This is a genomic window from Egicoccus sp. AB-alg6-2 (genome assembly GCF_041821025.1).
Taxonomy (GTDB): domain Bacteria; phylum Actinomycetota; class Nitriliruptoria; order Nitriliruptorales; family Nitriliruptoraceae; genus Egicoccus.
The window spans coordinates 214,995-236,936 of sequence record NZ_JBGUAY010000002.1 but is presented as its reverse complement, the minus strand read 5'-3'; the positions used below and the strand labels follow the sequence as shown (position 1 = coordinate 236,936).

General features: G+C 68.9%; 19 protein-coding genes. 17 read left to right on the top strand and 2 right to left on the bottom strand.

Annotated features, from left to right (window positions below; translation table 11 throughout):
* Nucleotides 1-280 precede the first annotated feature (280 nt).
* Entirely contained in the window at nucleotides 281-3,973 is a 3,693-nt protein-coding gene (gene mobF / locus ACERMF_RS03695; RefSeq protein WP_373667672.1) for a MobF family relaxase, read from the bottom strand.
* Nucleotides 3,974-4,229: 256 nt separating this feature from the next.
* Between mobF and ACERMF_RS03690 the strand changes: the two genes are divergently transcribed.
* The 17 genes from ACERMF_RS03690 to ACERMF_RS03610 all read left to right on the top strand — a co-directional run bounded on the left by ACERMF_RS03690 (nucleotide 4,230) and on the right by ACERMF_RS03610 (nucleotide 18,866).
* Nucleotides 4,230-4,592, top strand: a complete 363-nt coding sequence (locus ACERMF_RS03690) for a hypothetical protein (RefSeq protein WP_373667671.1) — start codon at nucleotides 4,230-4,232, stop codon at nucleotides 4,590-4,592.
* Between the two features lie 481 nt (nucleotides 4,593-5,073).
* On the top strand, nucleotides 5,074-5,766 hold the full coding sequence (locus ACERMF_RS03685; protein WP_373667670.1) for a hypothetical protein: 693 nt from the start codon (nucleotides 5,074-5,076) through the stop codon (nucleotides 5,764-5,766).
* Nucleotides 5,766-6,122, top strand: coding sequence for a hypothetical protein (locus ACERMF_RS03680; RefSeq protein ID WP_373667669.1), 357 nt, complete (start codon nucleotides 5,766-5,768; stop codon nucleotides 6,120-6,122). The genes ACERMF_RS03685 and ACERMF_RS03680 overlap by 1 nt, the downstream gene beginning before the upstream one ends.
* Entirely contained in the window at nucleotides 6,119-7,066 is a 948-nt protein-coding gene (locus ACERMF_RS03675) for an ArdC-like ssDNA-binding domain-containing protein (protein ID WP_373667668.1), read from the top strand. Before ACERMF_RS03680 ends, ACERMF_RS03675 begins: the two co-directional genes overlap by 4 nt.
* Before the next feature lie 6 nt (nucleotides 7,067-7,072).
* Nucleotides 7,073-7,702, top strand: a complete 630-nt coding sequence (locus tag ACERMF_RS03670; protein ID WP_373667667.1) for an Rv3235 family protein — start codon at nucleotides 7,073-7,075, stop codon at nucleotides 7,700-7,702.
* Nucleotides 7,703-7,890: 188 nt separating this feature from the next.
* Entirely contained in the window at nucleotides 7,891-8,949 is a 1,059-nt protein-coding gene (locus ACERMF_RS03665; RefSeq protein WP_373667666.1) for a hypothetical protein, read from the top strand.
* A gap of 166 nt (nucleotides 8,950-9,115) precedes the next feature.
* The gene (locus tag ACERMF_RS03660) at nucleotides 9,116-9,862 is read left to right on the top strand and encodes a hypothetical protein (RefSeq protein WP_373667665.1); all 747 of its coding nucleotides are present in this window, start codon (nucleotides 9,116-9,118) and stop codon (nucleotides 9,860-9,862) included.
* 101 nt (nucleotides 9,863-9,963) lie between these two features.
* The gene (locus ACERMF_RS03655; RefSeq protein ID WP_373667664.1) at nucleotides 9,964-10,545 is read left to right on the top strand and encodes an SAF domain-containing protein; all 582 of its coding nucleotides are present in this window, start codon (nucleotides 9,964-9,966) and stop codon (nucleotides 10,543-10,545) included.
* On the top strand, nucleotides 10,542-11,333 hold the full coding sequence (locus ACERMF_RS03650; protein ID WP_373667663.1) for a chromosome partitioning protein: 792 nt from the start codon (nucleotides 10,542-10,544) through the stop codon (nucleotides 11,331-11,333). Before ACERMF_RS03655 ends, ACERMF_RS03650 begins: the two co-directional genes overlap by 4 nt.
* 1 nt (nucleotide 11,334) lies before the next feature.
* Entirely contained in the window at nucleotides 11,335-12,648 is a 1,314-nt protein-coding gene (locus ACERMF_RS03645; RefSeq protein ID WP_373667662.1) for a CpaF family protein, read from the top strand.
* Entirely contained in the window at nucleotides 12,645-13,499 is an 855-nt protein-coding gene (locus tag ACERMF_RS03640) for a type II secretion system F family protein (RefSeq protein ID WP_373667661.1), read from the top strand. Before ACERMF_RS03645 ends, ACERMF_RS03640 begins: the two co-directional genes overlap by 4 nt.
* Nucleotides 13,496-14,410: a type II secretion system F family protein gene (locus ACERMF_RS03635; protein ID WP_373667660.1), complete on the top strand. Its 915-nt coding sequence runs from the start codon at nucleotides 13,496-13,498 to the stop codon at nucleotides 14,408-14,410. Before ACERMF_RS03640 ends, ACERMF_RS03635 begins: the two co-directional genes overlap by 4 nt.
* Nucleotides 14,411-14,439: 29 nt before the next feature.
* A complete protein-coding gene (locus ACERMF_RS03630; RefSeq protein WP_373667659.1) occupies nucleotides 14,440-14,655 on the top strand; it encodes a hypothetical protein in 216 nt (71 codons plus the stop codon).
* Nucleotides 14,652-15,044, top strand: a complete 393-nt coding sequence (locus tag ACERMF_RS03625) for a TadE/TadG family type IV pilus assembly protein (RefSeq protein ID WP_373667658.1) — start codon at nucleotides 14,652-14,654, stop codon at nucleotides 15,042-15,044. Before ACERMF_RS03630 ends, ACERMF_RS03625 begins: the two co-directional genes overlap by 4 nt.
* Entirely contained in the window at nucleotides 15,044-15,457 is a 414-nt protein-coding gene (locus ACERMF_RS03620; protein ID WP_373667657.1) for a TadE/TadG family type IV pilus assembly protein, read from the top strand. Before ACERMF_RS03625 ends, ACERMF_RS03620 begins: the two co-directional genes overlap by 1 nt.
* Nucleotides 15,457-15,885 (top strand): pilus assembly protein TadG-related protein, encoded by a 429-nt coding sequence (locus ACERMF_RS03615; RefSeq protein WP_373667656.1) that lies wholly within the window; start codon nucleotides 15,457-15,459, stop codon nucleotides 15,883-15,885. The genes ACERMF_RS03620 and ACERMF_RS03615 overlap by 1 nt, the downstream gene beginning before the upstream one ends.
* A complete protein-coding gene (locus ACERMF_RS03610) occupies nucleotides 15,882-18,866 on the top strand; it encodes a hypothetical protein (protein ID WP_373667655.1) in 2,985 nt (994 codons plus the stop codon). The genes ACERMF_RS03615 and ACERMF_RS03610 overlap by 4 nt, the downstream gene beginning before the upstream one ends.
* Before the next feature lie 351 nt (nucleotides 18,867-19,217).
* Here the strand turns inward: ACERMF_RS03610 and ACERMF_RS03605 are convergent, their stop codons facing one another.
* Nucleotides 19,218-21,908 (bottom strand): ATP-dependent RecD-like DNA helicase, encoded by a 2,691-nt coding sequence (locus ACERMF_RS03605; protein ID WP_373667904.1) that lies wholly within the window; start codon nucleotides 21,906-21,908, stop codon nucleotides 19,218-19,220.
* Between the last annotated feature and the right edge of the window lie 34 nt (nucleotides 21,909-21,942).

Genomic DNA, 21,942 nt, shown 5'->3' with positions numbered 1-21,942 from the left:
GATGCTGCAGCGCCGATCGATCCGAAACTGCTTTACGGGCACGTCCGCTTGCACGTCCCCAGTGGTTCGCCAGCGTGCGTAGTGCGCCGAGCACCAGCCACGGGAGGTGCGGGGGCGGTCGCAGCCGTCGACCTCGCATGGGCGCCGTCCGGCAGGCATGTCCACCTCCGTGATCGCGACCGACATACTCCCCGCCGACGGGGATCACTTGGAGCCTAGGCAATCCGCCTACCGCGGCGCCGCGCCGAGACGCCCATTGCGAGCCCATCTGTGATGGTTGTCAGCTCCGTTGTGCACGGCGGATGCCGATGCCGAACCGTCGTCGCTGGTCGTCACGGTCGGCGCGTTGCTGTCGGGCCTGCTGGTGGGCGGATGCGGCCGCTTCGAGTGCGTCGACAGCAGCGAGATGTTGCTCGTAGTCAGCTCTTCGCTGCGGACGGTCGGGCACGCTGGCAGCGGTCCAGGCACGGCGGCTGTCGGCTGCGGCGCAGTGTTCGTCCTGCAACTGTTGAGGGTTGAAGGGAACGTTGTCGATGGCGCTGTCGAGCTGCTGGCGGAGCACGTCGCGTTCGGTGGGATCGAGACGGGGGTAGGGGCGGACGAGGTGAAGGTCGAGCTGGTGGAGGGCGTGGTCGTAGGCCGCTTGGGCGTCGGGGCGCAGTGCTCCGGGACGCTGGCCGAGCAGCTCGACGTGGCCGGGTAGGTCGTAGCGCTCGCGGTAGGCGACGATGGTCGTGGCGGCGTTGAGCCACGAGCGGCGCTCGGCCGGATCGGCGGGCCGAGGGCCGAGGGTGCGGGCGAAGGCCGGCAGCTGGTCGGTGTCGGCGAGCTGGGCACGGATGTGCTGCCAGCGGTGACGGATGAGCTCCCCTGCCGTCCGCGCAAGTGCGGCATGTTCGTCTGCGGGGTCGACGGTGGGCAGCGAGCGCAGCGGGCCCGGTCGACGCGTCGGCGGGGTCTGCTCGGCGAGTTGTCCGAGCCGCCAGTGGAGCACCCCAGCGACGGAGTGGGCCTGGTCGAGGGGACGCATCGCGATCGCCTGGTCGAAGAGTTGGTCGAGGTCGTGGCCTTGAAGAGCGAGGTGGCGGACACGGTCAAGCAGGCTGCCCCATTCGGCTTCATCGACGGCGCGGTCGAGCCCGCGGTCGGCGAGCCGGGCGGCGAGCCAGCTGCCGGTCATGCGCCGTGCGGCGTCTTCGAAGATGGCGCCAAGCCGTGCAAGGGAGTGCATCTCGCGCTGGCTGTCGTCGGCGAGCTGATGGGCAGAGAGCCGATCAGGATCGCGCCGCGCCAGCATGCGGGCGAGCAGCTGATGCGGGTCGGGCAGGTGAGTGTCGTCGGCGACGAGGTCGCGGTCGGAGTCGAGCGCGACCCACAGTTCGTTGCTGTGCCGACCGCGGGTGGCAGCCACATACAGCTGCTGGTGGGTGGTCTCGGCATCGACGGCGGCGTGGGCCCGGTCGACGGTCATGCCTTGAGCACGATGCGCGGTGGTGGCGTAGGCGAGGTGGGCGTGGACGGCGAGATAGTCAGCGGGCAGCCGCAGCCTGGCGCGGTCGCTGTGACGGATCACGTCGGCGTCACCGTGGGCATAGATGTGGGTGATGGTCCAGGTCTGGCCGTTGACGACCCAACCACCGTCAGTGGAGGTGAGCCGGCGGTCGTTTCGACGTGTGACAAGATGGTCGCCGACCGATGCCAGGTTGTCGGCCAACGTCACGGTCGGCCCGTCGGCGACGTGACCGGCGGCGATGAGTGCGCGGCGGGCGCGTTCGCCGAGCATGGCGGCCTGTTCGTTGGTGGCCACGATCATCAGCACCGACTCGCGTTGCCCGTGCTCGTCGGTGCCGAGCGCGTCTGCCTTCCACGCGTCGAACAGCGCGGTCTCGATCTCGTCGAGACGGCCGCCGTGGATCCGGCCGCGCATCGCGTAGGCGTCGATCGCTTGCGGGTCACGGTTTCGCAGCAGCAGGCTCGCCTCGGCTTCCCAGGCGTTGGTGAACCGGCGGATCTCGCGCAACCGTGCGGCACCGTGCCGTTCGGCGAGCAGGTCGAACGCGCCGCCGATGCGGATGGCGGACAGCTGGGCGGGGTCGCCGACGAGCAGGACCTTTCCGCCGGCTTGCCGGGTCTGGGCGACGAGCGCCACGAGGTCGTTGGTGGAGATCATGGACGCTTCGTCGATCAACAGCAGCGGACGGGCGGGGGTCTGCCAGTGTCCACGGCGTGTCTCGTAGAGCCACTTCGCGGTGTTCTCCGCCCGGACCTGCGCTTCGGTGGCGAGCACCTCAGCGGCGGCTTGCGACACGCTCAGCCCGACCACGTTGCCGCCACTTGCCTGCCAGGCGTCGACCACGGCACGCAACGTGCGGGTCTTGCCAGCGCCGGCCGGACCGACCAGCAGCCCGATCCGCTGCTCCGCTTCGAGCAGTTCACGGACCGCGCTGGCCTGGTCGCCGCCGAGACGGTGCCGCCGCACCGCGTCGGTGACCGTGCCCTCGTCGACGCTCAGGGGGCAAGGTTCTCCGGCGACCTTTAGCAGCCATGCCTCGCGGTCGAGCGTGGTGGCCAACGCCCACCGTTGGCGGGCGTGACGGGTGAACACCGAGCTGCCATCCGCCCGTCGGAAGTTGTCACCGACCTCGAGCGGATCGTCGGCGTGCACCGCCACGACCAGCTCGCTGGCCAGCAGCCGGTTTACGAGGCGATCGGCGTGCTCGCGGAGTTCGGCGGTGGGCTGTGTGCCGACCTCCACGACGTCGAGGGCAACGCGGAGCAGGTCGTGGCGGGTGAAGCTGGCGCGGTCGGTGTCGGCGAGCCGTTCGAGCAGGAGCCCCAGTTCGTCACGCGTCGACTGGTGGTGGGCGCCCGGTGCGCTGCGGCCGACGACCTGGTGCGGCAGGGCGGCCAGGTCGGTGCCGTGTCGGCGGGCGGTGGCCTCCCATGCGTCGAGCGCTTCGTCGGGTGTCGGATCGCGCTTGGAACGGCGGGTCGCGAGCGTGGCGTCTTGGGCCATGCGGTGGCGCACGGCCGCGGGTGGTGGGGTGCCGTAGCGGTCCTGGTAGGCAGTTGCGAGCCGGTCGACCTCGGTGGTGATGGCCCGCCGTCGGGTGGAGAACGCCTCGATGAGCTCGTCCGAGACGCCGTCGAGCTCGCGTAGCCCATCTGGCCGGTCACGCCACGCGACGTCGAGCCGGCGGCTCAGCTCAGCTTCGAGCACCCGGTGATAGATCGCCGCCGCACCGACCTTCGCCGCCAGCAACGCCCGACCGTCGAGCGCCCGCCACCGGCCGTCTTCGGTGGTGCGGGCGCGGTTGAGGATCAGACAGTGGGTGTGCAGCTGCATGTCCCCGTCGCGGGAGGTCCACTCGTTCATGCGGGCGACGACCAGCCCGTCGGTGTCGAGCACGCGGATGCCGTTGCGGCCGGCACGCACGAACGCCGCATGCTGTTGCAGGTAGCCGAGCCCGGCGTCGACCGCCGCGAGATGTGCGGCCCAGGTCTGCTGCTGGATGTTGCGGTCGCCTGCGGCCCACAGCAACGACACCGACTTGACCGGCGAGAATGTCGCGTCCCACGCTGCCACTGACGCCTGAGGTCCCGACCGTGCCAGCTGCTGGCGGGCCTGCCACCGCTCGAACGGATCGGGAGTCTGCTCGGTCGCAGCAAGCCGGTCGGCGCGAGTCTGGGCGGCGTCTTCTTGGGTGCGGAACTTGCGGCCGAGATAGCCGCCTTCAGGTCGGACGCCCTTGGCGTACAGCGGCACGAACTGGGCCCGCTCCACCGGCCCATCCAGCTCCAACGCCTGGGCGCCGCCTCCCCACCACGCCGAGCCTGGCGCGGCCAGCCGCTCCCCCACCGCACCGTCGCCGTCGGGTTCGGGCAGGTAGTAGTCGGCAAGGCCGCGGCGGGTCTGGTCCAGGTAATAGTGGACCGCCCCGCGGCCCGCCAGGATCTTCTTCACGCTCAACATCACACACCCGCCCGGCCGCCCCGGCCGCCCAGCTGGATCTGGTGATGCATTGGTGTGTCTCCGTTTCGGTTCGTGAAGGGAGTTGTCTTCGAGGAGGTCGGAAAGTGACATGGATGCGGTAGGCGGTCATGGGTGAGCGCTCCTTGTGCATCGCTGTGGGAGGAGGTGGCTGGTCTTCCACAGCTGATCGGTATCTCGAGCTGCAGTGACCAGACATCGCTGCCATGGTTGACAGCGATCGGTTCGGAGAGGTGCGATGGCTGAGGCGTCCGATTGGATTGAGCTCGACCACGACGATGCGGCGGTGTTCGGGTCGGCGGCGTTCGTCGAGCGCGATCAGTTCGTCTACTACGTCACGCTCGCGCGAGAGCTCGACGACCCGGCGGACTGGCCCGGCTTCCGCAGCGAACTCGTCGCGGCGCTGAACGCCGCCTGGGGGCTCGACACCATCTGGTCCGACCTGCCCGCCGAGGTCCAGCGCGAACGGACCGAGGGCCGCCTGCAGCGGGCCCACGAGGTGCTCGACGTCGTCCGCCAGCAGCACGATCCACTCTGCGACTGGGACCAGTTCACCGACTCGCTCTGGGACGCACGTGACCGCTTGCGGCCGGCGCAGTAGCACCGGCCGGCGAGGGCGCTGACGGAGCCACCCGCACGCCGACCAAGACGGTCGTCGACGAGCAAGGGGCCGCCTGTCGGGCGAGCCGAGACGTTGACGGCTGGGTCACGTCCTCCGTCCGGTCGCCGGTACGAAGGCGACGGCACATCCCGGTGGCACGTCTTCAGTGACGCTCGCCGTCGCCCCGCGCTCGCGCCACGTCCATGGTCGACCTGGCCGCCGCCAACGAGGTTGTCGTCAGCATCCGTCGGGCGGGCGCAGCGAGGCGGCATCGGCGCCGACCGTGGCCGTGATGCCGCGGGTCGGTGGAGCTAGGTGTCACGCGATTGAAGCGGCAACACGGGCGTCTACGGGCCGCTTCACGCCGCTTCACGACGGACGCCGCCAACTTCGTTCGGCTGTATCGGTTTCGGCCACGCCGCTGTCACGGGGTTGAAGCGGCCCACTTTCAGCGTGGTGCTCCCCGATCAGAGGAGCCCCGATGGATGGCCACCCTGCAGACCCGTTCGGGCAGATCACCCGACGCTGGCGATCGCTCGACCCTGACGAGCAAGACCAACAGTCCCGCCGCATCGTCGGCGTCGCGCTCACCGACGCACGTGTCGAACGCCCCGACGCCGACTGCCACCACCACTACCGCCGGCTGCTCACCGCCGCACTCGCCGGCGACCCGGTGGCGCTGGGCTGGCTGGCGGACACCCACCGTCCGCTGCTGCTGGTGCGCGGCCGGCTGCTGTTCGAACAAGACCCGGCCGAGTGGGGTGCCGCGAGCCTGGAGGTTCTGCTGGCCGCGGCCCGCTGCGCCGATGCCGGATCGGGCGGGCCTTGGCTGCGACGCCAGGTCGCCCAGCAGATCACCCACCGCATGCGCCGCCTGGTCGAGCGCGAACTCGCTCGCCGCCAGCTCGAGCGGGCCTTCGATCCCGCACGGCTGCCACGTGTGGAGGTGGCCAACAACATCGAGCCGCACCCCGAACTGACCGCCGCGCTCGAGCAGCTGCTGAGCGAGCTCGACCGTCCCACCAGCGCCGGGCTGCGTGCGGCGGCGTGCCGGCTCCCGCTGGCGCCGGTAGCGGCCGATCACGGACTCACCCACAGCGCGCTCAAGCAGCGGATGGCGCGGGCGCGACGTCAGCTGCGACCGCAGCTGGCCGAGTTCGCCAGGTCAGCCTGATGGGCACCATCGAGATTCGGGCCGTCCATCTCGCCGTGCTCGGCGACCTCGACGAGGCAGGCCGCGAGCAGCTGTGCGCGGTGCTGGCCTACGACGGGGTCGGCCACCCGCACCTGCATCCACTTACGCCGAACACACCGGCGCCGGCGTTGCCGCCGGACTCGCAGCCAGGTGCGCCGGGTAGGCCGCGTCAGCTTCGCCTGCCCCTCGAGGGCCTGCCGCCGACGGCGAGTTCGTCGGGCAAGGCGTGGCGGACCTGGGTGCTGCCCTCGATCCCGGCCGCGCTTCGAAGCTTGCCGCCCCACCGGCTCGCGGCCGCGTTCGCGCAGCAGTTGACCGCCGAGCCGGTCTCATGAGCGCCCCGACCAAGGCGGGCCGGCTCTCGGTCGAGGACCGTCGCGCCCAAGTGCAAGGACAGCTCGAGGCCGAGCTGCGCCGGATCATCGACTCGGGCGAGTACGCCGCCTGGTTCACCAAGATGGCCGCGTTCCACCGCTACTCGCCTACCAACGCGGCCTGGATCGTGGCGCAGGCACCGCAGGCGACCAAGGTCGCGTCGTATCGGACCTGGCAGCAGGTCGGCCGGCAGGTCCGCAAGGGCGAGACCGGCATCATGGTCTTCCATCCCAAGCCCTACTGGCTCGACCCCGCCACCGGTGAGCGGGTCCGCCCGCCAGCCACCGCGGGCGAGCGTGCCCGCTACGAACAGCGCATCGGCTTCGGGGTCGGGCACGTGTTCGACGTCGCCCAGACCGACGGCGACCCACTCCCAGAGCTCGGCAGGCCCGCCCCCGACCAGGCCCCGCAGGCGCTGGCCAACCACCTCACCAGCTGGTGTGCCGACCACGGCGTCACGCTCGAGACCCGCGAGCTACCGGCTGATCTGTACGGCTACTACCAGCGCGAACACGACCGGATTGTGGTCGCCGCTGCCAACAGCGACGGTGAGCGGGTGGCGACCATCGCGCACGAGCTCGCCCACCGCCACGACCCTGAGCTGCGCGACGCGCACACGGCAGGCGACCGCCGCTACTACGCCCACAACCGGGCCGACTGTGAAGCGGTCGCCGAGGCCGCCGCGCATGCGATCTCGGCCCGGTTCAACTTCGACATCACCGGCCACGCGGCGGGCTACATCGCCAGCTGGGTCGACGGTGACGTCGACCGGCTGACGGCGTTGCACCAACGTGTCGGCAAGGTCACCGCCACCGTGCTGCCAACCGACCGGCTCGACCTGGCCCTCGACGCCGCCCGCCAACAAGCGGCAGCCGTCGCCCGCCCACCCGCGCGAAGCCGGTGATGGGCCATGGGACCGATCCCGACCGACGCCCAGCTCGAAGACATCGCGCGTTTCATCGCCCGCGCCACCCTCGAGGTCGAACGCAGTCTGCGCGAGCCCGAACAGCTGCTCGCCTACGTGACCCCGCAAGCCTGGCAACGGTGGCAGCAGACCCGCCTGCCAGGCTCGTTCACCGGTGGCGGCGTCAGCCGCGCCGATGTCGGCGTCACCCGCATCCAACGTCTCGACACCGGCCGAGCCATCGCGAACCTGGTCACCCGCACCGATGCCGAACGTTGGGGCGCGCTCACCCTGCAACTCGAAGCCGTCGGTGGCCGCTGGCGCGCCACCGGTCTGCAACGGCTCTACGCCGCACGCCACTACCAGACCGGGACCCGCCGACCCGTGGTCGAACCCTCCCCGCAGCAGCGGCTCACGGCGGCCCGCACGGACCGGCGAGAAGCCGCTGCCGCACTCCGCGCCGTGCAACGCCGGCTGGACGAGCTCCCCAAAGGCAGCTCCGGCCGACGAGCCACCAGCCAGTTGTCCACAACCTGGGAGAAGGTCGTGGCCGAACTCGACCGCGAAATCGTCACACTCACCCAGCGGCTCGAACACGGCCAGCAAGCCCAACGTGTCCTGCGTCGGACCAGGTAACAAGGAGCGGCCTCATGCCCCGGGCTCCCACCGAGACCGGCCCCGCCCTGCCCCCGATCGTGACGTGCGCCACGCACCCCATGTGGAGCGACAGGCGCATTCATGTCACCCTGACGGGCCCAGATGGACTACTCCCCTCGATGCAGAACCACTCAGAATGCGCATCGCATGTGGCCACGGGGGCTGCCATGGGGGGCCTCGACTATCCAACAGCTGTGTCGACGGTGCCGGTCGCGGATCACGGCGACACCCCGTCGCGCCTGGCATTCATCGCGGTGCCGTTCGCGTTGGCGGCCGTACTGGCGGCCTGTTCGACCGGGGCCCCGACGTCGACATCGGTTCGCGAGCCGGACGCCACCGACAACAGCGCCGCCGCAGTTGAAACCGAGACACCCGACGCCCCCCCGACCGCCGAACCCAGCCGCCCAGATGAGGACGAACTGGCGGCGACCTGGGAAGCGTTCCACACAGCCTGGGTCGAGCAGGCATCGGTCGACGACCCAGATCCTGCAGAGTTCCAAGAAGTTGCGGTCGATCCCGACCGTGCCATCGAAGCGCTCGTCGCCCAGCGCGGCGACAGCCGACTCGTCACCAGCGACACCGAGCTCTGGCCACGCTTCCAGGTCACGGGCGACCAGGCCAGTATCACCGATTGCGCCATCGTCGCTCAGCACCCCGACGGACAACCCGACAGCGTCGCAACCGTCACAACCGGCTGGGAAGCCACCGCCGTCGCCACCAACGATGGCTGGCGGATCGACACCGCTCAGCAGCGAGACCTGTTCTGCATCGCCGAAGAACTCAACGACCAACTGTTGGCTGCCTACCGCGACTTTCGAGCAGCGAAGGACGCCGCCTGGGACCCGCCCGATCCCGGTCATCCGGAACTCGAACGCACCATGACCGGAGCGCAACTCGAGTTCATCCGCGATCTGCTCACCGAGCACCAACGGGACGGGATTGTGATCCGCGACCCGGCTCCGACCGACAACGCCGTCGTGTTCGAGGTGGGCATCGGGGCTGCCACAGTCTCCGACTGCGCGCGCCAGGTCCCAGAGCGTGGCGCCTTCGACCTCGAGACCGGCACTCGCCTCGACGATCTCATCCCGCCTGTTCAAGAGGGCCAGCTCGACCTTCAGTCGGTGGAACTACGCCGTGGTGACGACGGCGTTTGGCGGGTGAGCGATCAAGCGGGCACGCGCGACACCAACTGCGAACCCGGAAGTACGCGATATGTCGTGCAGTAGGCGGCGGAACGCGTCGACTTGGACGCTGGCGATCGTCTTCGTCATCTTGAGTACGACCCCGGCCGCAGCGGCTCCTTGCCAAGGGTCGGGAGCAATAGATGACCGAGGCGGAGAAGCTGTCGGGACGTGCCCTGGCGGCGATGCTGACGGCAGCACTCCGCAGCCGGTGGGCGGGCAGGCAGAAGCTCCGCAGTGCACTGCGGAGCGTGCGGCAGATCCGGATGCGTGGTGGGTCTCGTTTCTGCCGCCGGAGCATGTTCCAGAGACGTATCGGGATCGGCAGCAGCACAACTGGCTGGATGCGCCCGAGGGCCACGTGCTGGGTGTGTATCGCGACTGCAACGGCGATCTGCGCAGTGATGTGTTGTGGGTGCCGTCTCCGGAACCGGGCAGTGCGGATGACAGCGAGGGCGTCTTCGCTGCACGTGCCCAGGCGCGGGCTCGTGTGGAGCCGGTGACGCCGGACTTTGCCGTGTCGCCGGAGCAGGCGGTGACACGGTTTGCGACCTGGTTGTGGTTGGACGAGTCGTACTGGCAGCCGCGGTCAGCGACAGCGTCGACGCCGACCGGCATCGAGGTGTCGGTCGAGGCGCGGCCTGTCGAAGCGATCTGGGATCTCGACGAGGGGGTGCGCGTCTGCGAGGGCCCGGGCGTGCCGTGGTCGGAGCCGGCTCAGGCGGATTACGAGTTGCAGCCTGAGTCGGTCCGCGGGACCGGGAACCCGGCGTGCACGTACACGTTCACCGATTCGTCCTCGATCCGGCCCTCTGGGGTGTTCGACGCCTCGGTGACGGTCCGGTGGGAGTTTTCGTGGTCGCTCAACGGTGCGGACCGCGGGGTGTTCGGGTCGATCGAGGTGTCGGACTCGTGGGAGCTCACCGTGGGTGAGGTGCAGGCGGTGATCACCGGCTGACGCCGGTGCGGTTGGAAGGATGGTCGATGGCAAGCACGACAGCGCCAGCCCCGCCACGCACGCCACGCCGTCCGGATCCGCCTGAGCCTGCGGTGCGCCGGATGCGGGTCCCGCAGCTGGCGTTGGGGCTGATGCTGTCGGGGTTGGCGGCGTTGGGGTTTGTGTTGTTCAACGCCGCGTCGGTGCAGCGCACCGCGGTGCTGGTGCTGGCGGCCGATGTCGCGCGTGGCGAGGTGCTCGAGGTCGACGATCTGCGGGTCGTGCATGTCGGTACCGACGATGTCGTGGCGATGACCCCGGCCACCGACTCCGGTGTGTTGGTCGGCAAGGCGGTCGTGGCGGATCTGGCGGCGGGGACGTTGCTGACGGCCGATCACGTCTCTGCCGGCTCGGCGTTGACGCCGGGTGCGGGGGTGGTCGGTCTGGCGTTGGCGCCGGGGCAGTACCCGACCCCACGGCTGACGATCGGGGACCTGGTCTCGGTCGTGGAGGTCTCCGACGGGCTCGTGGTGTTGGTGGAGGCGGCCGAGGTGGTCGGGATCGAGCCGGTTGGCACGCAAGGGCTCCAGTTCATCTCGCTGCACACCGGCGAAACGGAGGCCGTCTCGGTCGCGCAGGCGGCCGCGACCGGCGAGGTTCGCCTGGTGCTGGTTGCCCGCGATCACGTGGAGGGCCGGCCATGAGGGTGGTGTTCGCGTCGGCGCGGTCATCGCCGGGGGTGACCACGGCGGTGTTGGCGTGCGCCTCGGTGTGGCCGGGCCGGCTGCTGCTGGTCGAGGCATCGGAGGATGGTGGCGCGCTGGCGGCGAGGTTCGGGCTACCCATCGAGCCCGGGCTGACCACGCTTGCTGCCGCATCGCGCCACACCCTCGGTGGCGACACGGCGGGGTTGCTCGACGAGCATGTCCGACCCTTGCCGGGCACCGGGCGTATCGGGGCGCTCGTGGGGCCGGCGGCGTTGGAGCCGGCCCAGGCGCTGCTGCGCACGTGCGCCGGCCGGCTCGCCGGCCTGCTCGAGTCGGCCGAGACGGATGTGCTCATCGATGCCGGGCGGCTGCCCGCTGCGCCGCTCGTCGCGCCGTTGATCGAGTCGGCGGACCGACTGGTGCTGGTGGTGCGACCGCGGGTGGAGGAATTGGCCGCACTCGCCCACCGACTCGCACACCTGTCGACCCTCGGGCCGGCACCGGACGTGCTGTTGGTCGGCGATCGGCCCTACGGCCCGGCCGAGGTTGCCGACGCGATCGGGGCCCCGGTGCTCGGGGTCTTGGCCGCCGACCCTGATGCGGCCGACGCGTTGGCGGCCTGTGGCACGGCCCGATGGCTCGGTCGCAGCGCGTTGTTGCGTACGGCGAGCGGCATCGTCGACCGGGTCGCCCCAAGCCGTCCGGCACCACAGCCGGACGTCGGCACGTCGGCGCAGGTCGACGGCCACCCGCGGGGTCGTGATCTGGTGCACGGAAGGTCGTGAGATGGCCGTCACCGATGTGGGGTTGGTTGACCGGCTGGTGCGGCGGGTCGGTGATGAGCTGACCGCCCGCTCGTCCGACGACGGCGAGCAAGGGCGGTTGTCCGGTGAGGATGAACGGCAGCTTGCACAGGCCCTGGTCAGCCGCGAACTGGAACGGTTGGCGACCGAGGCGTTGCGTGAGGGCCGCGACCCGCTGGACGCGCCGAGCGAACGTCGTGTGGCGGTCCAGGTCATCGACCGGCTGTTCGGCCTGGGGCCGTTGCAGGAACTGCTCGCTCTCGAGGGCGTAACCAACATCGCGATCCCTGGGGCCGATCCGGTGTGGCTCGAGTACGCCGACGGCCGCAAAGAGATCCACCCTCCGGTCGTGTCCAGCCCGGCCGAGCTGGTCGACATCATCGCCAACGCCGCCCGCCGTCTCGACCGCTCGGAGAAGCGTTTCGATGCGGCGAACTGGGAGCTGGACATGCAGCTGCCCAATGGCGACCGGCTCAACGCCGTCTTGAGTCCGCCCGCGTCACGGCCACGGGTGACCATCCGCCGGCACAACTTCGACCTGCATCTGCTTTCCCACCTGGTGGCTGCGGGGGCGATCGACCGCACGCTCGAGTCGTTTCTCACGGCCGCGACGCTGGCCAGGTTGAACATCGTGATCGCCGGCGGGACGAACTCGGGCAAGACCACGATGCTGCGCTGCCTGATCAACGCGATCCAGCCGGGCGAGCGTCTGATCACGATCGAGGACTCGCTCGAGATCGGCCTGGAACGCTTTGCCGACCGCCACCCCGACTACGAGACGTTGACCGCCCGCGCCGCCAACACCGAAGGGGTCGGGCAGATCACGCTCGCCCAGCTGGTGCGCACCGGCCTTCGCATGTCGCCCGACCGGGTCATCGTCGGCGAGGTCCGCGGCGATGAGATTCTGCCGATGCTGCTGGCCATGTCGCAGGGCAACGACGGGTCGCTTTGCACCATCCACGCCTCGACATCGAAAGAGACGTTCAAGCGGTTCCAGATGTACGCCGCGATGACCCCCGAACGGCTCGACGCCGAGACCACCAACCTGCTGGTCGCCAACGCCGTCCACCTGGTGGTCCACATCGGCTGGGTCAACAGCCGTCGTGCCGTCACCTCTGTTCGTGAGGTCGTCGACGTCGACGGCGCCCGACTCGTCTCCAACGAGATCTTCACCCCCGGCCCAGACGGGCGTGCCGTGCCAGGGTCCCCGACACGTGACGACACCATGCACCGGCTGATCGCGTGCGGGTTCGAGGCGCAGCTGCTCGCAAACCGTGACGGGTGGTGGACCACATGAGCACGCTTGTCGCCCTGCTCGCCGGCATCATCGTCGGCATCGGCATCTGGCTCGCCATCGGCGGGCTCGCCGGCTGGCAGCTGCTCCCCGACCGCTCCCAGCTCGCCGCCAGCACTGCCCGCCTGCAACAGACGGCGACACGGGCCGGACTGGCGGTACTAGTAGCGATGGTCGTGCTGGTGGTGACGCGCTGGCCGGTCGCCGCCGCGCTCGCCGGATTCGGCACCGCACTGGCACCGCGCCTGCTCGGTGGAGGTCGGGCACGGCAGGACGCGATCGACAAGACCGAAGCGATCGCGTCGTGGGCGGAGTCGGTACGCGACACCATGGCCGCCGCCGCCGGACTCGAAGAAGCGCTGACCGCGACCGCGGTCGCCCCACCGGCACCGATCGCACCGGCGGTGCGTCGGCTGGCTGAGCGGCTGCGGCATCAGCGGCTCACCGACGCGCTGGCCGCGTTCGGTGACGAGCTCGACCATCCGTCCTCGGATCTGGTTGTCGCGGCGTTGACGATCGCAGCGCGGATGGAGGCCGCCGACCTCGGCAGCCTCCTTTCGCGGCTGGCGGAGTCGATACGCGACGACGCCACCATGCGGGTCAAGGTCGAGGTGGGCCGGCAACGGCTTCGGACCTCCGCCAAGATCATCCTCGGCTCGGTCGTCGCGACCGTCATCATGCTGATGGTGCTCAACCGCAGCTACCTCGACGCCTACGACAGCCCCGGCGGCCAGGCCGTGCTCGCTGTCGTCGGCGGGGTATTCGCCGGCGGATCGTGGCTGATGGCCCGCATGTCCGACATCGACCTGCCCGAACGGTTCGTCCCCCGCACCACGCAGAAGGCGAGCCGATGACCGTCTCGCTGCTGCTCGGCCTGGCCTGCGGGATGGGCCTGTGGATCGTCGCCGCCGCACTCAAGCCGCGGCCGGTCCCACTCGCCCGCGCCATCGCCGACCTGCACCGCCCACCCGGCCCCGACACCGTGCCGGTCTCTGGCCGGGCACTCGATCTGGTGACGTCGTTGGGTGCCTGGACGCCGAGGCGGGAGCAGCAGCTCGCACTGGCCGGCATCAGCCCGCAGGCCTGGGCACGGGACAAGCTGCTCGGCGCCGCAGCCGGCCTTACCGTGCCCCTGGCGGTCTGGGCCGCACTCACCACGCTCGGGATCGGCCTACCCCCGACCGCCGGACTCGCGGCGCTCGCCTGCACAGCGGCCGGGTTCTTCCTGCCCGACCTGCGGTTACGTGAGCAGGTCGCGCAGCGGCGGAAGGCGTTTCAGTACGCCCTGTCGGCCTACCTCGACCTGGTCAACGTCATCCTCGCCGGCGGTGGTGGGATCGAAACCGCCCTGGTCGCCGCCGCAGACGCCGGCGAAGGGTGGGCGTTCGGCAAGCTGCGGCATGCGTTGCACCGGGCGCAGCGGATCAACCAGCCGTTGTGGACGGCCTTCGACGATCTCGGCGCCGAGCTCGGCGTCGCCGAGCTGCGCGACCTCGCCTCCGCCATCGGGCTGGCCGGCGCCCAGGGCGCCCGCATCCGTGCCTCGCTGGCGGTCAAGGCCGACACGCTGCGTTCGCGCCAGATCGCCGAAACCGAAGCAGCGGCCGAGGCGACCACCGAGCGGATGAACCTGCCCACCGCCGTGCTGCTGCTCGGGTTTCTGATCTTCATCGTGTTCCCGGCCGTGACCGCCATCACCGGCGTCAACCACACCGGCTGCATCCCCGGCACCCCCGACTGCCACACCCCCACCGCCAAACCCTGAAGACGACGAATGGACGGACAGGAGCCTTCATGATCCGGATCTACTGCACGCTCGCGACACTGGCCGCCTACCTCCACGACTCCACCGTCCGGTTGCGAGACGACGAGGATGGGCTGACCACCACGGAGATCGCCGTGGTCACCTTCCTTCTGGTGGGCGCGGCGATCGTGGTGATGGGCATCATCTACACCGCAGCGCAAAGCAACGCCAACAACATCCCCGTCCCGGCAGCGCCCGCAGGATGAGTAGCAGGGCAGACGCGCAAGATGGGGTGATCGCCTCGCAGCTGGCGATCCTCATGCCCGCGCTGCTCGCACTGCTCATGCTCGCTGTGCAGTTCGGCCTGTGGGCCCACGCCACCCAGCTCGCCCGCGCCGCCGCAGACGAGGCCACCTACACCGCCGCCCTACCCGACTCCACTCTCGACGCCGGACGGACCGCGGCCGCCGGGCTTCTCGCCCAGGCCGGCCACCTCACCAACATCCGCATCGACCTCGCCACCGACCCGGCCACCGGGATGGTCATCGCGACCGTGACCGGTGTGGCCCCGCAGGTCGTCCCGGGTTTCCGGTGGTCGGTCGCCGCGTCCGCCGCCGCGACCCCAGAGCGGTTCATCCCCCAAGGACAACGCTGATGGCACGTTGGCGCGACCAGGACGCCACGCTGGCGGTCGAGGCCGCCATCGTCGCGCCCGTGCTCCTCGTGTTGATGCTGCTCGTGGTCTACGCCGGCCGAGCCGCGGCCGCCGACGCCGACGTCCGCTCCACCGCGGCCCGCGCCGCCCGCGCCGCCTCGCTCACCGCCGACAACTCGGCCGCCCAGAAGGCCGCGGACGAGATCGCACTGGCCAACCTGGCCACGGCCGGGATCGCCTGCACAACGACCGACATCGACGTCGTCGCCGACATCCGTGCCGGCGGCACCGTCACCGTGCACATCGGCTGCGAAATGGCCAACACCGACCTCGCACTACTCGCCATCCCCGGCCGCCGCTGGTCGACCGCGACAGCGACCCAGGTCGTCGACACCTACCGGGGAGGCGGCTGATGCAACCCCCTACCAGCACAAGTGAGCCGTCTTCGGGTGAGGAAGGGACGATCTCGGCGTTCGTTGCCGTCCTGACCGTCGCGCTCATCGCAGTCGCCGGGCTCGCCTACGACGGCGGACAGATCATCGCAGCCACAGCCCACGCCCGCGATCTCGCCGGCGCCGCCGCCCGCGCCGGCGCCCAACAGCTCGCCCCCGACCAGGTTCACGCCGGCCGTGCCTGGCTCGACCCGGCAGCCGCAGAACAGGCCGCCGCCGACTTCCTGGCCGCCACCGGCACGACCGGCAGCGTCCGAGCCACCGAAACCGACGTGTTCGTGACCGTGACGCTCATCCAACCGATGCGGCTGCTGCCGCTGCCGGACCGCCACATCACCGTCGCCGCCGTGTCGTCCACCACCTCCGACGTGCTCGAGGCAGACTCATGACCCGCATGCGCCAGCTCACCGTCGGCCTTGCCGCCACCACCACCAGCCTGCTGCTGTTGGCCCTCCCGCCGTGGCTGCTCACCACCCTCGTCGGCCCGCCCATCCCGACCAGCTGGCCCGACCTCGACACGCTCCGCGGCATTACCACCATCGGGGTCACCGACACCTTCGTGACCACCACGCTGGCCGTCATCGTCTGGATCGCCTGGGGCCAACTCGCGACCGCCATCGTGGCCGAAACCGTCGCGGCGCTACGGCACCGCCCCGCCCGCACCCTGCCGCTGTTTCCCGGCACCCAACACTTCGCCGCACGACTTGTCGCCGCCACCCTGCTGCTGGCCAGCATGGTCCAGCCCCGCCCCGTAGCCGCCGCGCCGCTGCAACTGATCCCCGCAACCGCCATCGCCACCCCTGACACCGCAACCATCTACCAACCGGCCGCCGCCCCGACCACCACACCGACCGTCGAGACGACGATGGTGGCGACCGAAACCGTGGCCGTCGGCGAACGTGACTCGTGGTGGTCGCTCGCCGAAACCCACCTCGACGACGGACGCCGCTGGCGCGAGATCCGCGAACTCAACCTCGACCGCACCCTGCCCGACGGCACCACCATCCGGCCCGACACCGACCAACTCGAGCCCGGCTGGCCACTGCTCGTGCCCACCGACACCCACACCCCGGCGCGCGAGCCAGCACAGCCCAAACCGCCCGAAGCCGCTTTCAGCACATCGGCACCGTCGCAGCAGTGGGAGGTCGAGCCCGGCGACCACTTCTGGCACATCGCCAAGACCACACTCGAACACGCCTGGGACCGCACCCCCACCGACGACGAGATCGGTGTCTACTGGCGCACCCTGGTCGAGACCAACCGCGACCGTCTCGCGCCCCCACACGACCCCGACCTGATCCACCCAGGTCAACAGTTCCATCTCCCGGCCGTGCCGCACGACCCACAGGCGCCCGACCAGGCGGCCACGGGCGAGATCAAGGAAGTGCATCCGAGCGCCGACGCACACGCCGCAGAACTGGACCGACCCGACGAGCCGGAAGCGCGCCCATCAGCAAACGGGCGTCACCGGCCGCCCACCGACACAACAACGCCCGAGAACCCGACAACTCAGGAGGATGCGACCACCGACGCCGGGCCCGATGCGGCCACCGACCGCACCGACGAGGGCAACGACAGCCTGTCCGGCGTGGGTTCCGACGTAGCCGAACACCCGCTGGGCGTGCCACGTGGCGCAGCGCCCGCCGCCACGGCCGCCGCCCTGGCCGCAGCCGGCATAGTCGCGCTACTACAGCGGCGTCGTCGCACCCTGCTGCACCAACGGCTGCCCGGCTACCGGCTGCCAACGCTGGCCCCAGACGTCGAACAACACCTGGCCACGCTGACCCACGTTGCGCCCGACGACCCGGTCCTCGAAGACCTCACCGCGTTGCTGGCCACCATCCCGCCCGAGTGCAACCCGCCGCTGGTCATCCTCCACGACAGCGGCCCGGTCAGCCTCATCGTCGACGACCACGACATCAAACTGCCGGCGCCGTGGGAACTCGACCCCGCCTCTCCGGGCGAGCCGGCACGGTGGAGCGCACGAACTGGCGACCGCGGCCCGCGCCGATCGATCGGCCTGCCGCTGCTTGTCACGCTCGGGCACACCGGCAGCTCCACTGTGCTCGCCAACCTCGGCGCCCTCCCCGCACTCACCATCCAAGGGCCTGAAGAGCAGGTCCGGACACGACTGCGGGCGATGACGCTCGAGCTCGCGACCTCACGCACCGCCGGACCGCTCGAAGTAATCGTCTGCGACGACGACCAGTTCGCTGACCTCGACCAGATCGTCCCCGCCAACGATCCGTCCGACGCGATCAACGCCACGATCGCGGAGTCCGACGCCGGCATCATCGACGACGACCGGATGCCGCGCGCCGTCATCTGCCACGCCTCCACCGACAGCCCACTGCCCGAAGCGGCCGCACGGTTCTGCGGACTCCTTGCCGCCGGCGTGATCGAGCAAGGCAGTTGGGGGCTTCGCGTCGACGGCGAACACGGCTGGCTCCACGCGCCAGGAAAGACGGCGCAGCCGCTGACACTGCCCGACCTCGACCCTGCCGTGATCGGCCAGGCACTCGACCAGCTCTGTTCCGACGACGCCCTCGCCCCTGAGGCCTCCGAGTCCCCCGACGAGGCTTCAGCTGCGGTCCTGCTGCAGATCGCCGCTCCCTACTGCCACGTCGCCGTTCTCGGGCCGATCACCGTGACCTGCGACGGCGCTCCCGTCGACGGGCTGACACCGATCGCCCGGCAACTGCTCACCTACCTCGCCACCCACCGCGACGGCGTCACCCTCGAGCAACTCGACGCCACCATCTGGCCCGACCGTCCACCCTCACGCGCCGGGCAACGGGCCCGCACCGCGCTGACCCGCCTGCGCCGCAGCCTCGGCGACGGCCCCGACGGCCAACCACTGCTCCCTCGCCGCGAGAGCGTCAAGGAGCGGATACGGCTCTCCGACCACGTCGGGACCGACCTCGACCAGGCCTTGGCACTGCTCGCCAACGCCCGCCGCACCGACGACCACGCGCAAGCACTCGACGACCAGATCGCCGCACTCTCGCTCGTACGTGGCAGCCCGTTCACCGACCTCACGGTTTCCTGGAGCGTCGACATCGAGCAGCGTGCCATCGCCCAACTCCAAGACGCAGCCGTCGCGGCCGCGACCGCGCTCAGCAACGCCGGCGAGCACGACCGTGCCGCATGGGCCATCCAACAAGGCCTACGGCTCTGGGACCCATCAGAACCGTTGTACGTGACCTGGGCACGCATCGAGCACGCTCGCGGGCGCGCCGACCGCATCGCCCACCTCTGGCGACGGCTCCGCCGCCTCTACGCCGATGACGCCGACGAACTCGCAGGCATCATCACCACACCCACCACCGAGACAGAGCTTGCATTCTCCCAGCTCATGACGAACACCTAGCGAGATGACGGCATCGCAGTGACCTGTGCCGTCACGCGCGCCGGCCACCGACCTACTGGTCTCGAAAACCATGAGGGCGATCAGCCAAACCAGCTTCGCCTGCACCCGCTACTCCTCATGAACACTACGGTTCGAGGCCCGCCGAGGTAGCAATCACGGGCGTTAGTCGCTGGCCTCCTGACCCGCGCCGAAGTCCCCGCTTCGAGCGACTCCGCAAGGGCGACTGTGGCTTCGAGAGCGCCCGAAGCGTCAGGGGCCGACCGCGTCACCCAACATGACATGGAGGCTGGTGCATCAGCCGGAAGTCCCACCGTGCGCAGAGACATGCCTCCTTCGGGACAACTGCAGTCGTCACATCGGCGTCAGTCCACGGCGAGCCGACATCAGGGCAGCATCCTTATTGTTGGCGCTGCGCCGTAGTCTGCTCAGGACGGCGTGTTCTGTTTCAGGTGTCCAGAAGATCCGCAGGTTCTCACGTGCTCTGGTGATTGCCGTGTAGAAGATGCTGTGCGTGATGTCGTCCTCGTTGGCATCCGTAATCACCACCTTCACCGAGTCGTACTCCAAGCCCTGCGCCTTGTGTATTGAGACCGCATAGGCGACCTGAAACGGAACTGAACCAATTGTGGAATCGTCATCGTCGTCGCCACTGCCCCGCTCGTAGACATCGAACCTGACAGTGGAGTCCTCCACATAACGGAGCTCGAAGCCATCGACATCGAGTTCAGTCACTGGTCGGTCGAGCGATACGTCGAACTGAATCCGACCAGGCAACGTCTGGATGTCGACGATCTGCCCTTTGAGGTTATTGTAGATGAGGGGCCGGAATCGGTCGGTCTCGTTGAAGAGCACCGGGTCGCCCACCTTGTAGGTCGAGGCGCCCCATGTTGTCGGCGCGCCGGGGTTGCTGCTCTGGAGGAAGCGGTTGACGTTGTTGATTCCATAGAGACCGTCGTAGCTGAGGCACAGGATGATCTCGTCGTCCTGCTGGGCTTGAAAGAGACTCTGGTCGAGCACCGTGGAGTAGCCGTTCCGGGCCAGTGTCTCGGCGATGTCGTCCTTCAGGTCGCGGACGGCCGACCACAGGTCGAGCAGATTGGCGTTCTTCGTCCTAAACGGTGTCTTGAGCTCAAATACCGCACTAGCGGGGATGAACGAGCGCGCCAACCCGAACCAGTTCCCGAATTGGATGGATTCGATCTGGAACACGTCACCGACAAGGACGAGCAACTTGAAGGACGTCCGCTCAAGCACTTTGAGCAGGTCAGAATTGCTGACGGTGCTGCACTCATCGATCACCAGCACGTCGTAGTCGATCGCATCGTTTCGGTTGATTTGGCTGCTGATCGTACGGAAGGTCGAGTTCTGGGCGTTCACACGACGCCTGAGGTTGTCGACGGCCGGATTGGTGTGGGCGAGGAAGAGCTTCTCGTTACCGTTGAAGCACTTCGCGATGAGACTGACCATCGTGGACTTGCCGGTCCCGGCCGCCCCATAGATCAGGGCGACGTGCGAGTCAGCAAACAGATCCTCGAGCGCCTGAACCTTGAGTGGGTCGTCCGGGGCAGGAGTTGTCTGCGCAAGCCACTGCTTCACCGCGTTTCGGTAGCCGGCGAGGCCGGTCGCGGCGAACTCCTGCAGCTTCTCGATGATGGCGACCGTGCCGTCCTCGTACTCGCGGAGGAAGAGGTGACCCTTGTCCTTCACCATCTTGCGGCCAGTGTGCCTGTAGTAGACATGGCCGTTGTAGGCGGCCATCAGTTGATCGACGTTTCCCAGCCGTTCGACGTCGCCGGCCGGCGTGTAGAGCATGCCGCGGTTTTCAACGTTGGTCTTGACCCGGCGGGCGAGGAGTTCGTGGGCGCGTCCCGTGGAGTCAAGGCCCTCGGCGAGGTCTGCGAAGCGGGGGTTGTGTCCGACGAGCGAGGTGCAGAAGGGCATTCGATCGAATGGCGTGCAGCCGTACTCAAGGTGGAGGTCCGACAGCACGCCGCAGGCTCGGTTGGTGTGCTGCAGCTTGATGATCTGGTTGTTCATTCGCAGCATCAGGTAGCGGATGACGTTTGACCCAGGCGACTCTCTGCGCACGAGCGCGCGTGCCTTGTCGAGGACCGGCAAGATCCGCGGCTGCTGGGACGTCTTCGTTACCCAGGCTCTGAGGGTGCTGTACTGCTCGTCGCCCATGTCGACGACGTCAAGCAGGTTCGAAGATGTCGCCGTCAGGTACCGCATCAGGTTCCGGTACTCGGTGCTAGCGGTGGAGGTCTTCAAGCGCTCATCGAAGATCCGAGCGAAGTTGTCGAACTCGCAGGGTCGAATCGATACCTCCCAGTCTCGGATAATCGTGATGGGCATGGTCTGCCCAAGCACTTCGATCGAATCGGCTGCGAGGACGAGGTTTGCCGCGTACTTGTCAGTGATATCGATGTCAGTGAACCCGATGACGCGGTCGAACTTGCTGATTCGGTTAACCGCGTTGTAGAAGGTCACCTCGTAGAGAACACGCCCGCCCGTGTAGAAGGGTCGCACGGCGTGAACGTAATAGCGATCCCTGCGAGGCTTCTCTAGTGGCGTCGCCTGTGCTACCACAATGCGTTCGGCAATCTTCTGGTGGTACTCCTGAAGCGAGGGGTCGAGATCGACCGGGAAATCCTCGAGATTTGCAAGGGTACTGAGCCCGAACTGGGCGCTCGCCAGGTCTCGGATCCGTAACAGGTAGTCGTAGTACTTGAGCATGAGGCGCTCGGATGGGTCTCCGCCCATCGTGTAGTGCGATGCACTGATCTGCAGCAGCTTGTGGAACCGTGAGACAAAGTTGAGTTTGCCCTGACTGGAGACATAGGAGATCGCCGAGCCGACCATGGCGTACTGGAACTCGCCATCGCCACGGCCCGTGTGTAGCCGCACGGCGACTCCCTCGACCAAGTTGCGCAGTTGACTCAGGATGTTCTGGGCGAGAAGGGTCCGGTCGTATCCGAGGGCCGCGATGTTGGATGAGATCGCGTCGGCGGCGCTCAGTATCTGCTCGTCGACGGTACTGATTCCGTACCTCCCTACTGCCCACAAAACTGTCGTG

Coding starts and splice junctions, on each gene's coding strand:
- ACERMF_RS03645 (WP_373667662.1), top strand. CDS start 11,335: ATGGCCGTCACCGATGTGGGGTTGGTTGACCGGCTGGTGCGGCGGGTC.
- ACERMF_RS03680 (WP_373667669.1), top strand. CDS start 5,766: ATGGGCACCATCGAGATTCGGGCCGTCCATCTCGCCGTGCTCGGCGAC.
- ACERMF_RS03685 (WP_373667670.1), top strand. CDS start 5,074: ATGGATGGCCACCCTGCAGACCCGTTCGGGCAGATCACCCGACGCTGG.
- ACERMF_RS03630 (WP_373667659.1), top strand. CDS start 14,440: ATGATCCGGATCTACTGCACGCTCGCGACACTGGCCGCCTACCTCCAC.
- ACERMF_RS03675 (WP_373667668.1), top strand. CDS start 6,119: ATGAGCGCCCCGACCAAGGCGGGCCGGCTCTCGGTCGAGGACCGTCGC.
- ACERMF_RS03655 (WP_373667664.1), top strand. CDS start 9,964: ATGCGGGTCCCGCAGCTGGCGTTGGGGCTGATGCTGTCGGGGTTGGCG.
- ACERMF_RS03610 (WP_373667655.1), top strand. CDS start 15,882: ATGACCCGCATGCGCCAGCTCACCGTCGGCCTTGCCGCCACCACCACC.
- ACERMF_RS03670 (WP_373667667.1), top strand. CDS start 7,073: ATGGGACCGATCCCGACCGACGCCCAGCTCGAAGACATCGCGCGTTTC.
- ACERMF_RS03635 (WP_373667660.1), top strand. CDS start 13,496: ATGACCGTCTCGCTGCTGCTCGGCCTGGCCTGCGGGATGGGCCTGTGG.
- mobF (WP_373667672.1), bottom strand. CDS start 3,973: ATGTTGAGCGTGAAGAAGATCCTGGCGGGCCGCGGGGCGGTCCACTAT.
- ACERMF_RS03620 (WP_373667657.1), top strand. CDS start 15,044: ATGGCACGTTGGCGCGACCAGGACGCCACGCTGGCGGTCGAGGCCGCC.
- ACERMF_RS03625 (WP_373667658.1), top strand. CDS start 14,652: ATGAGTAGCAGGGCAGACGCGCAAGATGGGGTGATCGCCTCGCAGCTG.
- ACERMF_RS03690 (WP_373667671.1), top strand. CDS start 4,230: ATGGCTGAGGCGTCCGATTGGATTGAGCTCGACCACGACGATGCGGCG.
- ACERMF_RS03640 (WP_373667661.1), top strand. CDS start 12,645: ATGAGCACGCTTGTCGCCCTGCTCGCCGGCATCATCGTCGGCATCGGC.
- ACERMF_RS03615 (WP_373667656.1), top strand. CDS start 15,457: ATGCAACCCCCTACCAGCACAAGTGAGCCGTCTTCGGGTGAGGAAGGG.
- ACERMF_RS03665 (WP_373667666.1), top strand. CDS start 7,891: ATGGGGGGCCTCGACTATCCAACAGCTGTGTCGACGGTGCCGGTCGCG.
- ACERMF_RS03650 (WP_373667663.1), top strand. CDS start 10,542: ATGAGGGTGGTGTTCGCGTCGGCGCGGTCATCGCCGGGGGTGACCACG.